General features: G+C 62.6%; 14 protein-coding genes. 8 read left to right on the plus strand and 6 right to left on the minus strand.

Translation table 11 applies throughout. From position 1 onward, the window contains the following. Positions 1-70: 70 nt before the first annotated feature. Together gatB and P8T11_RS18400 are read left to right on the plus strand one after the other, a co-directional pair. Entirely contained in the window at positions 71-1,528 is a 1,458-nt protein-coding gene (gatB, locus tag P8T11_RS18395; RefSeq protein ID WP_268080633.1) for an Asp-tRNA(Asn)/Glu-tRNA(Gln) amidotransferase subunit GatB, read from the plus strand. Positions 1,529-1,630: 102 nt separating this feature from the next. Continuing rightward, complete coding sequence (locus P8T11_RS18400) at positions 1,631-1,879, plus strand: hypothetical protein (protein ID WP_268080632.1); 249 nt, start codon at positions 1,631-1,633, stop codon at positions 1,877-1,879. Positions 1,880-1,953: 74 nt separating this feature from the next. On the opposite strand, the gene pyrE is transcribed toward P8T11_RS18400, so the two are convergent. Next, a complete protein-coding gene (pyrE, locus tag P8T11_RS18405) occupies positions 1,954-2,652 on the minus strand; it encodes an orotate phosphoribosyltransferase (RefSeq protein WP_268080631.1) in 699 nt (232 codons plus the stop codon). Between the two features lie 131 nt (positions 2,653-2,783). Between pyrE and P8T11_RS18410 the strand changes: the two genes are divergently transcribed. After that, a complete protein-coding gene (locus tag P8T11_RS18410; RefSeq protein ID WP_268080630.1) occupies positions 2,784-3,572 on the plus strand; it encodes an exodeoxyribonuclease III in 789 nt (262 codons plus the stop codon). Between the two features lie 477 nt (positions 3,573-4,049). Further along, positions 4,050-5,396: an NADP-specific glutamate dehydrogenase gene (gdhA, locus tag P8T11_RS18415; protein ID WP_268080629.1), complete on the plus strand. Its 1,347-nt coding sequence runs from the start codon at positions 4,050-4,052 to the stop codon at positions 5,394-5,396. A gap of 96 nt (positions 5,397-5,492) precedes the next feature. Here the strand turns inward: gdhA and P8T11_RS18420 are convergent, their stop codons facing one another. After that, positions 5,493-5,990 (minus strand): copper chaperone PCu(A)C, encoded by a 498-nt coding sequence (locus P8T11_RS18420; protein ID WP_268080628.1) that lies wholly within the window; start codon positions 5,988-5,990, stop codon positions 5,493-5,495. Between the two features lie 20 nt (positions 5,991-6,010). Further along, positions 6,011-6,910, minus strand: coding sequence for a LysR family transcriptional regulator ArgP (locus tag P8T11_RS18425; RefSeq protein WP_268080627.1), 900 nt, complete (start codon positions 6,908-6,910; stop codon positions 6,011-6,013). A 179-nt stretch (positions 6,911-7,089) separates the two neighbouring features. Between P8T11_RS18425 and P8T11_RS18430 the strand changes: the two genes are divergently transcribed. Continuing rightward, positions 7,090-7,716, plus strand: coding sequence for a LysE/ArgO family amino acid transporter (locus tag P8T11_RS18430; RefSeq protein WP_268080626.1), 627 nt, complete (start codon positions 7,090-7,092; stop codon positions 7,714-7,716). Positions 7,717-7,847: 131 nt separating this feature from the next. On the opposite strand, the gene P8T11_RS18435 is transcribed toward P8T11_RS18430, so the two are convergent. The 3 genes from P8T11_RS18435 to P8T11_RS18445 form a co-directional block, all read right to left on the minus strand. Next, positions 7,848-8,273 (minus strand): organic hydroperoxide resistance protein, encoded by a 426-nt coding sequence (locus P8T11_RS18435; protein WP_006216338.1) that lies wholly within the window; start codon positions 8,271-8,273, stop codon positions 7,848-7,850. Positions 8,274-8,445: 172 nt separating this feature from the next. Further along, positions 8,446-8,907 (minus strand): MarR family winged helix-turn-helix transcriptional regulator, encoded by a 462-nt coding sequence (locus P8T11_RS18440; protein WP_268080625.1) that lies wholly within the window; start codon positions 8,905-8,907, stop codon positions 8,446-8,448. Positions 8,908-8,975: 68 nt separating this feature from the next. After that, entirely contained in the window at positions 8,976-9,683 is a 708-nt protein-coding gene (locus P8T11_RS18445) for a Crp/Fnr family transcriptional regulator (protein WP_268080624.1), read from the minus strand. Between the two features lie 168 nt (positions 9,684-9,851). On the opposite strand from P8T11_RS18445, the gene P8T11_RS18450 reads away from it, so the two are divergent. The 3 genes from P8T11_RS18450 to P8T11_RS18460 are packed head-to-tail and all read left to right on the plus strand — an operon-like array spanning position 9,852 to position 13,572. Beyond that, positions 9,852-11,828 (plus strand): AMP-dependent synthetase/ligase, encoded by a 1,977-nt coding sequence (locus P8T11_RS18450; protein WP_268080623.1) that lies wholly within the window; start codon positions 9,852-9,854, stop codon positions 11,826-11,828. A 5-nt stretch (positions 11,829-11,833) separates the two neighbouring features. After that, positions 11,834-12,631 carry an ABC transporter ATP-binding protein gene (locus P8T11_RS18455; protein ID WP_268080622.1) on the plus strand — a complete coding sequence of 266 codons (798 nt, stop codon included), beginning with the start codon at positions 11,834-11,836 and terminating at the stop codon, positions 12,629-12,631. An 11-nt stretch (positions 12,632-12,642) separates the two neighbouring features. Beyond that, a complete protein-coding gene (locus tag P8T11_RS18460; RefSeq protein WP_050446193.1) occupies positions 12,643-13,572 on the plus strand; it encodes a branched-chain amino acid ABC transporter permease in 930 nt (309 codons plus the stop codon). Positions 13,573-13,579 lie beyond the last annotated feature (7 nt).

Genomic DNA, 13,579 nt, shown 5'->3' on the forward strand with positions numbered 1-13,579 from the left:
GGCTGCCAACGCTTGGGGCGGCCCGGCGCCGCTGGCCCCGCAGCGGCACTACTGATTGGAACTACAGATAATGAACTGGGAAATCGTCATCGGCCTGGAAACGCACACCCAGCTTTCCACCGACTCCAAGATTTTTTCGGGCAGCAGCACGCAATTCGGCGCGGCGCCCAATACGCATGCCAATGAAGTGGACCTGGCCTTGCCGGGCAGCCTGCCCGTCATGAACCGGGGCGCGGCTGAACGCGCCATCCGCTTTGGGCTGGCCGTGGGCGCGACCATCGCGCCGCGTTCGGTCTTTGCGCGCAAGAACTACTTCTACCCCGACCTGCCCAAGGGCTACCAGATCAGCCAGTACGAACTGCCCGTCGTGGTGGGTGGAACGCTGTCGTTCTTTGTCGGCGAAGAAGAAAAAACCGTCAACCTGACGCGCGCCCACCTGGAAGAAGACGCAGGCAAGTCGCTGCACGACGACTTCACGCTGGCCAACGGCTCGCCCGCCAGCGGCATCGACCTGAACCGCGCCGGCACCCCGCTGCTGGAAATCGTGACCGAGCCCGAAATGCGCTCGGCCGCCGAAGCCGTGGCCTACGCCCGCGCGCTGCACAGCCTGGTCGTGTGGCTGGGCATTTGCGACGGCAACATGCAGGAAGGCTCGTTCCGCTGCGACGCCAACGTGTCCGTGCGCCCGGTCGGCCAGAAAGAATTTGGCACCCGCACCGAAATCAAGAACGTCAACTCGTTCCGCTTCCTGGAACGCGCCATCGTCTACGAAGCGCGCCGCCAGATCGAACTGATCGAAGACGGCGGCACGGTCGTGCAGGAAACCCGCCTGTACGACGCCGACCGCGACGAAACCCGCAGCATGCGCAGCAAGGAAGACGCGCACGATTACCGCTACTTCCCCGACCCCGACCTGCCCACGCTGGTGATCTCCAGCGCCTGGGTCGATGAAGTGCGCGCCGCCATGCCCGAACTGCCGGCCGCGCAACGCGCCCGCTTCGAATCGGAATACGGCCTGCCCGCCTACGACGCCGCCCAACTCACGGTCAGCCGCGATCTGGCCGCGTACTTCCAGGCGGTGGCGAATGCGCTGCCGGCGGGCCAGGCCAAGCTGGCCGCGAACTGGGTCATGGGCGAAGTGGCTGCTGCCCTGAACAAGGACGAAAAGAGCATCGCTGATTCGCCTGTGCAGGCCCCCGCGCTGGCGGCCCTGATCGGCCGTATCATCGACGGCACGATCTCCAACAAGATCGCCCGCGAAGTCTTCGGCGCCATGTGGGCCGGTGAAAACGGCGGCGACGCCGACGCCATCATCGACGCACGCGGCCTGAAGCAGATCAGCGACACGGGCGCCATCGGCGCCATGATCGACGACGTGCTGGCCGCCAACCCGGCCATCGTGGAAGAGTACCGGGCCGGCAAGCAAAAGGCGTTCAATTCGCTGGTGGGCCAGATCATGAAGGCCGCACGCGGCAAGGCCAACCCGCAGCAAGTGAACGACCTGCTCAAGGAAAAGCTGGGCGGCTGATAGCCAAGACAGGGATCAGTCTGACAAAAGGCCGCGGCACATTGCCGCGGCCTTTTCTTTTGCCAAGAATGGGGATGGCCAATTCTTGATCGGAGATCCCCAATGTCTGACTACATCGAAGTGCCGCAGGAAGCGGTTGCAAAACAGCTTGAGACGTTGATCGTGGCTGCGCAGAACGGTGCGCGCATCGTCATCGTGAAGGACGGCAAGGCACGGGCCTACATTCGCCCGGCGAATCCTGATATGACCGAAGACATGTACGACGCGATCCTCGCGTTGCGGGGCTTCGCCTTGAACCGAGGCATCTCGGACGAACAACTCCGCGCCTGGTTCACCGAGGACCAGCGATGAAAACCGTCGCCGAGCCCGTGGCGCGCTATGGATGACCGGGCGCGCGGCAGCGGCCCGGCGCCCATCCAAACCGCTTACTTCACCCCGTACTTCGTCCGATACGCCTGCACCGCATCGCAGTTTTCCGCGAAAGACGCGTCGTCTTCCAGCAAGGCCATGATGTCTGACAGCGATGCAATCGCCACCACCGGAATGCCGTAGGTCTTGGCCACGTCCTGCACCGCCGAATGCGGGGACAGCGCGTCATCCGGGCCGGCGCGTTCCATGCGGTCCAGGGCGATCAGCACGGCGGCCGGTTCAGCGCCCGCGTTGCGGATGATTTCCACCGATTCGCGCACCGACGTACCCGCCGTGATCACGTCGTCAATGATGACGACCTTGCCCTTGAGCGGCGCGCCGACCAGGGTGCCGCCTTCGCCGTGGTCCTTGGCTTCCTTGCGGTTGTAGGCAAACGGCACGTCGTTGCGGCCATCCATCGCCGGGTGGCCCGCCAGCGCCACCGCAGTGGCGGTGGCCAACGGAATGCCTTTGTACGCCGGGCCGAACAGCATGTCGAACTGCACGCCGGAATCCAGCAGCGCCTGGGCATAGAACTGCGCCAGCTTGCCGACCGCGCGGCCGCTGTTGAACAAGCCGGCATTGAAGAAGTAAGGGCTGATCCGACCCGATTTGACCTTGAAGCTGCCAAAGCGCAGCACGCCTTCATCAAGGGCGAAGCGGACGAATTCTTGAGGCGTGGCGGAAGATGGCGTGGCAGGAGTGGCGGCGGGCATGCGAGTGGGTCCGGTGGATGGCAAACCCCCGCATTTTATCCGTTGTCGGGGCTATTCCCTGCCCCCGGCGCCGAGTCGGTTAAATTCCTGGCATTGTTCCGGCCCCAGGGCCGCTCTACAGGAGTTTCGCTTTGCTGCGCATCACGTCGATCAATCTCAACGGCATCCGCTCCGCCTTCCGCAAGGGCCTGCAACCTTGGATGGAAAAGCATGCGGCGGACGTACTTTGCCTTCAGGAAATCAAGATTGCCGAGTCGGACCTGACTGACGACCTGCGTCATCCGCCAGGCTATACCGGCCACTTTCACCACGCGGTGAAAAAGGGCTACAGCGGCGTGGGCATCTACCTGCGCGACGCCGCCGAGCGCGTGAACATTGGCCTGGGCTGCGATGAATTCGACCCCGAAGGCCGCATCATCCGCGCCGACTGGAAGAACCTGTCGGTGGTCAGCGCCTACCTGCCCTCGGGTTCCAGCGGCGACGAGCGCCAGCAGGCCAAGTACCGGTTCCTGGACCGCTTCGGCCCCTGGATTGACGCCCTGATGCACGAGCACAAAACCACCGGCCGCGAATTCGTCATCTGCGGCGACTGGAACATCGCGCACAAGGAAATCGACCTGAAGAACTGGAAGGGCAACATGAAGAATTCGGGCTTCCTGCCCGAAGAGCGCGCCTGGCTGACTGATGTGTTCGACAAGCGCGGCTTTGTCGACGTATTCCGCACCATTGATGACCGGCCTGACCAGTACACCTGGTGGAGCAACCGTGGCCAGGCCTGGGCCAAGAACGTGGGGTGGCGGATCGATTACCAGATCGCGACCCCCGGCATTGCCGCCCGCGCGCGCAACGTGGCCATCTACAAGGACGAGCGCTTTTCCGACCACGCGCCGTTGACGATCGATTACGACACCACGCTTTGACGGGGGTAGGCGGGCGCGTGCAGTGCGTCCGCCAACAGCGACCGGCCCAGGAGCCCTGGGCATCGCGTTTCGATTAAAATTTATTAGGGACGCATTATTTATCCACGGGCCAATTGCCTGCCCGTGACTTGGCGGCAGCCCCCTGTATTTGCGGGCTCGACGGGACATTCGAGCAATCCATCTTCGCCCCTGTAAAACGGGGCCGCATTGCAAACGCCAGCAAAATCAACGCCCGCCTTGCAATTCCACCCTGCTTTTCTACGCCAGGCTCATATCCCGCGCTAAATGCGACCCCATTTAATCGAAAGAAAATACGCTTTCTTTTCAACGCACTAAGGCGTCTTCCCACCTTTGCGCGGGGCAACAAATTTCCCCTACACTTGCGCACCATGACGGTGCTATTTATGCACCAGAATAATTAATATGCGCCCCACAATGGCGCAGAACGCACCCATTCGTAGCATCCCCGAGGAAATCATGTTGAAAGTGCAGAGTCTGGACGACTTCCTGCGTGGCGTCGCCGCGCGCGACCCACAGCAGCCCGAGTTCATGCAAGCCGTCCAAGAGGTCATGCTCAGCCTGTGGCCTTTCATCGAAAAGCACCCGCATTACGCCGACCACGCGCTGCTTGAACGCCTGGTTGAACCGGAACGCGTCATCCAGTTCCGTGTGTGCTGGACCGATGACCGGGGCCAGGCCCAGGTGAACCGCGCGTTCCGCATCCAGCACAGCTCGGCCATCGGCCCATTCAAGGGCGGCATGCGCTTTCACCCCTCGGTGAATCTGTCCATCCTCAAGTTCCTGGCGTTTGAACAGACGCTGAAGAACTCGCTGACGACGCTGCCCATGGGCGGCGCCAAGGGCGGGTCCGACTTCGACCCCAAGGGCAAGTCCGACGCCGAAGTCATGCGCTTTTGCCAGGCATTGATGATTGAGCTGTATCGCCACCTGGGCCCCGACACCGACGTGCCGGCCGGCGACATCGGCGTGGGCGCGCGCGAAGTCGGCTTCATGGCCGGCATGATGAAAAAGCTGTCGAACTCCACAGCCAGCGTCTTCACCGGCAAGGGCCTGACCTTTGGCGGCAGCCTGATCCGCCCCGAGGCCACGGGCTACGGCACCGTGTACTTCGCCGAAGAAATGCTCAAGCGGGTGGGCAAGTCGTTTGACGGCCTGCGCGTGTCGGTATCGGGGTCGGGCAATGTGGCGCAGTACGCCATCGAAAAAGCCATGTCGCTGGGCGCCAAGGTTGTGACCGTGTCGGATTCCAATGGCACCGTGGTCGATGACGCAGGCTTCACGCACGAAAAGCTGGTAGCGCTGATGCACATCAAGAACGACCTGCGCGGCCGACTGGACAGCTACGCCCAGCAATTTGGCCTGAAGTACGAAGCAGGCAAGCGCCCGTGGCATGTGCCGGTGGACGTGGCCCTGCCGTGCGCTACCCAGAACGAACTGGAATTGTCCGACGCGCAAACGCTGGTCAAGAATGGCGTGCTGTGCGTGGCCGAAGGCGCCAACATGCCAGCCACGCTGGATGCCGCCAAGGCATTCATCGCCGCGCGTGTGCTGTACGCGCCGGGCAAGGCCAGCAATGCGGGCGGCGTGGCGGTGTCGGGCCTGGAAATGGCGCAGAACTCCGCGCGCCTGTCGTGGACCCGCGACGAAGTGGACGCGCGCCTGCACGCCATCATGCGCGACATCCACGAGAACTGCGTGCGCCACGGCCACAGCGAACGCGAATACGTCAACTACCTGGACGGCGCCAACATCGCCGGCTTCGTCAAGGTTGCCGACGCAATGCGCCAGCAGGGCCTGTATTGATTTTGACGCTGGCCGCCACATAAAGCGTGGCGGCATATAAAGAATGGCGGCCCATCAGGCCGCCATTCTTGTTATTCCGTCGTCAATGACACGCGCTCAGTGCTTCATGGCGCCGTGATCGTGGTTCATGCTCATGCCGGGGTTGTGCGACGCCGGCATCACCTTGAATTGCACGGCGACTTCGCCGGCCTTTTCAAATTTCAGCGTAGCGGGCACGGTGGCGCCATCCTTGAACGGCGCGCGCAGTTTGATGAACATGACGTGATAGCCGCCCGGGCTGAGCTTGACCTCGGCATCGGCCGGCACCACGATGCCGCCTTCCACCTGGCGCATCTTGGACACGCCGTTCTCGGTCAGCACGGAATGCAGTTCGACCCGTTCCGCGGCGTCAGACGACACCGACAGCAGGCGGTCTTCAGTCTTGGCGTCGTTATCGATGTCCATATACCCCGCCCCGTTGGACTGGCCCGGCGCCGACGCGCGCACCCAGACATCGTCGATTTCGATCTGGCCAACCTTATAGTCCTTCGCCCACGCCGATCCGGCCGTACACAGGCCCAGGGCGGCGATGAATGCGAATTTGCGGATGTTCATGGGGGTGTCCTCCTAGTGGGTTAACGCCGCCGGACCAAGCTGCGGGCGGCCGACAGAACCGAATCGGTCAAGGCTTCCATCGCCTCGGAGTTTACCCGCCAATGCTGCCAGTACAGCGGCACATCTTCCCAGGCACGGCCGCGAAGCAGCATTAGATGACCCGCATCAAGATGCTCTTGCACCAACGGCAGCGGGTTCATGGTCCAACCCATGCCGCCCAGCGTGGCTTGCACGAAAGCCCGCGTGGACGGCACCCACCAGACAGGCGGCTGCCAGGGCGCCGGGTCCGAGATCTTGTGCGCAAAGCGTGCCTGCAACGCGTCCTTGCGGTTGAACACCAGGACTGGCGCCTGCGCCAGCGTCTGCGCGTTGACGCCCTGGGCGAAATAGCGCTTGTGGAAATCGGGCGTGCAGGTGGCCACGTAGCGCATGCTGCCCAGCGAATGGATCCGGCAGCCCTGGACGGGATCGGCCAGCGTGGTCACCGCACCCAGCACCGAGCCGTTGCGCAACAGCGCGGCGGTGTGGTCCTGGTCTTCGGACTGCATGTCCAAGGTGGCGCGTGTGCGGGTTGAAAACAGCAGCGCGGCTTCGACAAACCAGGTTTCCAGGCTGTCGTGGTTGACCGCGATGGGGATGCTGGCATGCGGCACGTCGTCGTCGGACATGCCCAGCCGATTCAGGGCGTCGTGCTCCAGCAGCGCGGACTGCTCGGCCAGTTGTACCAGCACCTGACCGTCGGCCGTGGCGGCGGCGGGTACGGTGCGCTGGACCAGCAGGCGGCCCATGCGGTCTTCCAGCGCCTTGATGCGCTGCGACACCGCCGACGGCGTCACGCTCAAGGACAGCGCAGCCCGCTCGAAACTGCCTTCACGCACCACCGCGGCCAATGCTCGCAGGTTGCCGTGGTCAATTTTCATGGATTAGTTCTACTTAATATAGTGAAGGAAAATTAGCTGTATTTCATTAATACGGCAAGGGAAAATACGCTATTGCCGAACTGCGCAATGCACCCGCGCGACACGCGCGGCGGCCGCCGCACATTCAGCACCCACATCAAAGCGCCGCCACAGGCGTTGCAGTCACAGGTATTTGCATCATGTTCGCCACATCCCCCCTCTTTTTCACAGCCTGGGTCAGCGGAACGGCCACCGGGCTGGGCCTGTTCGCGGTCGTGGGCGCGCAAAGCGCCTTTATCCTGCGCCAGGGCTTGATGCGCGCGCACCTGTTCAGCGTGGTCGCCATCTGCGCGCTGATCGATGCCGTGTTCATCTTCGCCAGCGTGTCGGGGCTACAAGCCTTGACCACCTGGTTCCCCTGGCTGACCACCGCCGTGCTGTGGTTCGGCGTAGCATTTCTGTCCTGGTACGGGCTTCAATCCGCGCGCCGCGCTTTGTCGGCAACGGGCGGCCTGGCCGCCGCGCGGGACGTGGCGCCCTCGCGCCGTGCCGCGATGCTTGGCGCGCTGGGCTTCACGCTGCTGAACCCGCATTTCTGGCTGGACATGGTGGTGGTGGGTTCGCTTGCCCACGGGTTCGACGACGCCCGCATGGCGTTTGCCGCCGGCGCCTTCACCGCCAGCCTGTTGTGGCTGGCGGTGTTGGGCATCGGTTCACGCCTGTTCGCCCCATTCTTCTCCAGCGCCTTGGCATGGCGGGTGCTGGATGGCGTGATTGCCGTCGTCATGATCGGGCTGGCCATCAGCCTTGCGGTCAAGGGCGTATAAAAAAGGCACCGACCAAGGAAAAGCGCCACCCATCCTGTGAAGGAGGGGTGGCGCTTTCGCCATCAAGCGTCCGGATCAACGTGAACGAATCATCGTGACCCGATCACACTGACCGGCCGAACGTTAACGACTCAAACAATCGTCAACGTCACATCAATATTGCCGCGCGTGGCGTTCGAGTACGGGCAAACGATGTGCGCGGCGGCGACCAGCTTTTCGGCCTGTTCGCGGTCCATGCCCGGCAGCGAGATCTTCAGTTCGACTTCGATGCCGAAGCCGGTCGGGATGGCGCCGATGCCCACGATGCCGTTCACCGACACGTCGGCCGGAATGGCGATCTTGTCGCGGCCACCCACGAACTTCATGGCACCCAGGAAGCAGGCGGAATAACCGACGGCGAACAGTTGTTCGGGGTTGGTGCCGGCAGCGCCCGCGCCACCCAGCTCGCGCGGCGTGGTCAGCTTGACATCCAGGTTGCCGTCATCGCTGACGCCACGGCCTTCACGGCCGCCGGTTGCGGTGGCATTGGCGCGATACAGAACTTTTTCGATAGACATGGTGCGTTTCCTTTGTAGGATAAAAGTTGAACTGCCAGGCCTGGCGGGCCCTCCCGCTTCGGCGTTTACTGATGACTTGCAAACCTGCAAATCCGTTTGGTCATTTAAGTAGCACACAACTATATAGTGCACTATTTATTAGACCGGATGATGACACGCATCACCCCACACTTCAAATACTTTCGACCAGCTTACCCCGCAATGCGTGCAGCGCCTTCATCATGCCCTGCGCCTCGTCCAGCCTGCATTGCGCGGCGGCTGCCACCGAATGCGGTACCGTTTCGGCGCGCTCTCGCAGCGCGCGGCCCTGTTCCGTCAGTCCCACGATCACCTGGCGTTCGTCATCGACGGCACGCTTGCGCGTCACCAGGCCCGCCGCTTCCAGGCGTTTCAACAGCGGCGTCAGCGTGGCCGAGTCCAGAAACAGGCGGTCGCCGATATCCGTCACCGTGATGTCATCGCCTTCCCACAGCACCAGCATCACCAGGTACTGCGGATACGTCAGGTCCAGCCCACGCAGCAGCTTGCGGTACACCTTGTTCATCGCCAGCGAAGTCGAGTACAGGGCGAAGCACAACTGGCTGTCCAGCAGCAGCGGGTTGAATGCGCTTTTGGCTTTGGATCGAGATTTCATTGTGCAATATTAAATAGCGCACTATTTAACGTCAAGCGTTTTTTTAATAGATGTGGTGCACCCCGCGTTCAGGCCGCTTGCTCGCCGTCGACGGTGCTGCGGTCCGACCCGTATTGTTTCAAGCCATCCAGGTTCAGCACGCGCACGGCGCCGTATTCCACATTCAGCAAGCCCGCCTCTTCCAGCTTGCGCAGTGCCTGGTTGGCGCGCTGGCGCGACACCCGGGCCAGATAGCCGACTTCTTCCTGCGTAATGGTCAGGCGCATCCCCATGCCGGGATACAGCAAAGGGTTGAACAGCTCGGCCAGACAGCGGGCTACCCGCGCGTCAGGGTCCAGCAATCGGTCGTACTCCGCCTTGCCGATGAACTGCGCCACGCGCTCGTTCAATTGATGAAGCAAATAGCGGTTGAAGGGAATGCTGGTGTCCAGCAGCCAGTCAAATGTGGGCGCCGGCAGCCGCGCCACGACGGAGTCGCGCAGCGCGACGATGTCGTACTTGCGGACTTCGCGCTTGAGCAGCGAGCCCTCGCCGATCCAGCCGCCCGCAGGCACGCCGGTCAGCGACGCCACTTTGCCTTCCGCATTGCCGACCGACACCTTGACCAAACCGGCCAATACGCCAATCCAAGCCTGTGCGAGTTCACCTTTGCGCTCTATGATCGATCCGGCAACGACTTGCTGCACGGAGAGGTCCCGCTCGACGCGCGATTGCTGCTCGGCGTTGAGCACGCGAAACCACGCCGCGGCAAGTTGAAGGGAGTCGGATAGCTGCATCGGGAATACCCTAAAAGTTCCTTGAATGTCGCGATGGTGACAGTTGGTAGCAACCCAACCTTATACCTTAAGTCCTGCCGTAAATCTAAAACCAACTGGTCAAGCCCCTTCTCGCCATAGTCGCTCCCGCGGCGCCTGGCACGGTGTGCCCAAACCGGAGGAGACAACGTGGCACATTCATCGCCCGCATCCGCACAGGTGCCGGCGGCGCTGGACACCTTTCCAGCGCTGCTGTTCGCGCATGCCAATGTTCGTGGGTCGCGGCCCGCGATACGAGAGAAAGATCTGGGGATCTGGCAAACCCTGACGTGGTCCGAAGTGGCGGCGCATGTGCGCCATGTTGCGAACGGATTCGCGTCATTGGGCATACGGCCCGGCATGCACGTGGCCGTCATCGGCGAGAACCGCCCCCGCCTCTATATGGCCATGATGGCCGCGCAATCGCTGGGCGCGATTCCCGTGCCGCTCTACCAGGACGCCGTCGCGCAGGAAATGGTCTACGTGCTGCAAGATGCCGAGATCAGCGTGGCCGTCGTGGAAGACCAGGAACAGGTCGACAAGATGCTGGAAGTGCGCGAGCAATGTCCGGCCTTGAAGCACGTGGTGTTCGACGACCCGCGCGGGCTGCGTCATTACGCCGACCCGATGCTGCAGTCGTATGAGCAATTGGAAACGCTGGGCCAGCAATACGCCGCACAGCATCCCGACCACCTGGACCAGGCCATCGCCGCCGTGCAGCCGCATGATCCGGCCGCCATGTTCTATACCTCGGGCACCACCGGCAAGCCCAAGGGCGTGGTGCTGACGCACCATGCGCTGATCGACCGCGCGCGCGCCGTGTCCGACATGGAAAAACTGACCGATCAGGAAGACGTGCTGGCCTACCTGCCGCCCGCGTGGATCGGCCAGAACATGTTTTCGTACACGCAACTGCTGGTGACGGGCTTTACCGTCAACCACCCCGAATCGCCCGACACCGTGGCGATCGACATGCGCGACATCGGCCCCACCTATTACTTCGCGCCGCCGCGCGTGCTGGAAGGCCTGCTGACGCACGTGATGATCCGCATGGAAGACGCGGGCTACATCAAGCGCAAGCTGTTTGGCGCCTGCATGAACCTGGCGCGCCGTGTCGGCACCAAGATCCTGGACGGCGAATCCGTCAACGCCTGGGACCGCCTGCGCTACGCCATTGGCAATGCGCTGATCTACGGCCCCTTGCGCAACGCGCTGGGCATGAGCCGCGTGCGCGTGGCCTACACGGCGGGCGAGGCCATCGGCCCCGACCTGTTCGTGTTTTACCGGTCCATCGGCATCAACCTGAAGCAGCTGTACGGCTCGACGGAAACGTCGGTGTTCGTCTGCGTGCAGCCCGATGGCAAGGTGCGCGACGATACCGTCGGCCCGCCGGTGGCCGGCGTTGAAATCCGCGTGGCCGACAACGGCGAAATCCTGGTGAAAAGCCCGGGGCTGTTCAAGGAGTACTACCGCAACCCGGACGCCACGGCCGAGGCGCGCAGCGCCGACGGCTGGTTTCACACGGGTGACGCGGGCTACCTGGATACCGACGGCCAGTTGAAGATCATCGACCGCGCCAAGGACGTCGGCAAGCTAGCCAATGGCAGCCTGTTCGCGCCGAAGTACATCGAGAACAAGCTCAAGTTCTTCCAGCACATCAAGGAAGCCGTGGCCTTTGGCGCCGACCGCGATGACGTTTGCGCGTTCATCAACATCGACCTGGAAGCCGTGGGCAACTGGGCCGAACGCCGGGGCTTGCCGTATGCGGGTTACACCGACCTGGCCGCCAAGGAAGAGGTCTACCAACTGATCGCGGAATGCGTGGAGCAGGTCAATGCGGATCTGGCCACCGACCCGAAACTGTGCGCATCGCAAGTCAGCCGCTTCTTGATCCTGCACAAGGAACTGGACCCGGATGACGACGAACTGACCCGCACGCGCAAGGTGCGTCGCGCGTTCATTGCGCAGAAGTACGGCGTGCTGATCGACGCGCTGTTCGGCGGCAAGCAGTCGCAGTTCATTGAAACCGAAGTGAAGTTCGAAGACGGACGCACCGGCAAGATCTCGGCCGACCTGAAGATCCGACCCGTCAAGACGTTCCCCGCCATCACAGCCCGAGCCGCGTAGAGATCATGAGCAACAACGACCGCGACCAGCGTATCGGCGACGTCATGCTGGACATGCAGAACATCTCCCTGTCTTTCGGCGGCGTGAAAGCGCTGACTGACATTTCCTTCAACGTGCGCGAGCATGAGATTCGCGCCATCATCGGCCCCAACGGCGCCGGCAAAAGCTCGATGCTGAACGTCATCAACGGCGTCTATACGCCGCAGCAAGGCGGCATCGAATTTCGCGGCGAACGCTTCTCGAAGATGAACCCACGGCGCGCCGCCGAAATGGGCATCGCGCGCACGTTTCAGAACCTGGCGCTGTTCAAGGGCATGAGCGTGCTGGACAACATCATGACGGGCCGCAACCTGCGCATGAAGTGCGGGCTGCTGTCGCAGGCGTTCCGCCTGGGGCCGGCCGAACGCGAAGAAACCCGGCACCGCGAATTCGTCGAGAACATCGTCGACTTCCTGGAAATCCAGGCCTATCGCAAAACGCCGGTGGGCCGTCTGCCCTACGGCCTGCAAAAGCGCGTGGACCTGGGCCGCGCGCTGGCGATGGAGCCGCGCCTGCTGCTGCTGGACGAACCCATGGCCGGCATGAACATCGAGGAAAAGCAGGACATGAGCCGCTTCATCCTGGATGTGAATGACGAATTCGGCACCACCATCGTGCTGATCGAGCACGACATGGGCGTGGTCATGGATATTTCCGACCGCGTGGTGGTGCTGGACTACGGCAAGAAGATCGGCGATGGCCGCCCGGACGAAGTCCGCGCGAATGAAGACGTCATCCGCGCCTATCTCGGCGTGTCGCACTAAGGCGGACAGACATGGGATTTTTTCTAGAGACCTTATTCGGCGGCTTGATGAGCGGCATGATGTATGCGCTGATCGGCCTGGGCTTTGTACTGATCTTCAAGGCATCCGGCGTCTTCAACTTCGCGCAGGGCGCGATGGTGCTGGTGGCGGCCTTGTCCATGGCGCGCTTTTCGGAATGGATTCCGCGCTGGCTCGGCTTTGACAACATGATCCTGGCCAACGTGCTGGCCTTCATCGTCAGCGCCATGGTGATGTTCCTGCTGGCGGTGGCCATTGAACGCTACGTGTTGCGCCACCTGGTCAACCAGGAGGCCACCACGCTCTTGATGGCCACCCTGGGCATCAGCTACTTCCTGGACGGCCTGGGCCAGATCACGTTTGGCAGTTCGGTGTATTCCATCAACGTGGGCATGCCCAAGGACCCGCTGTTGATCCTGGACACGGTCTTTGAAGGTGGATTGTTGATCAACCTGGAAGATCTGACCGCGGCTGTCATCGCGGCCTTGCTGGTCGCGACGCTGGCGTTGTTCTTCCAATACACCTCCACCGGCCGCGCGCTGCGCGCGGTGGCCGACGACCACCAGGCCGCGCAATCCATCGGCATTCCGCTGAACCGCATCTGGGTCATCGTGTGGTGCGTGGCGGGCTTGGTGGCGCTGGTGGCCGGCATTATCTGGGGGTCGAAGTTCGGCGTGCAGTTCACGCTGTCCACCGCGGCGCTGCGCGCGTTGCCGGTGGTGATCCTGGGCGGCCTGACCTCGGTGCCCGGCGCCATTCTCGGCGGCCTGATCATCGGCGTGGGGGAAAAGCTGTCCGAGGTCTATCTGGGGTCGCTCGTGGGCGGCGGTATCGAAATCTGGTTCGCCTATGTGTTGGCGCTGGTGTTCCTGCTGTTCCGTCCGCAAGGGCTGTTCGGCGAGAAGATCATCGACCGCGTGTAACCCACCA

Origin of the sequence: Achromobacter spanius, assembly GCF_029637605.1 — a bacterium.
GTDB lineage: Bacteria > Pseudomonadota > Gammaproteobacteria > Burkholderiales > Burkholderiaceae_B > Achromobacter > Achromobacter spanius_E.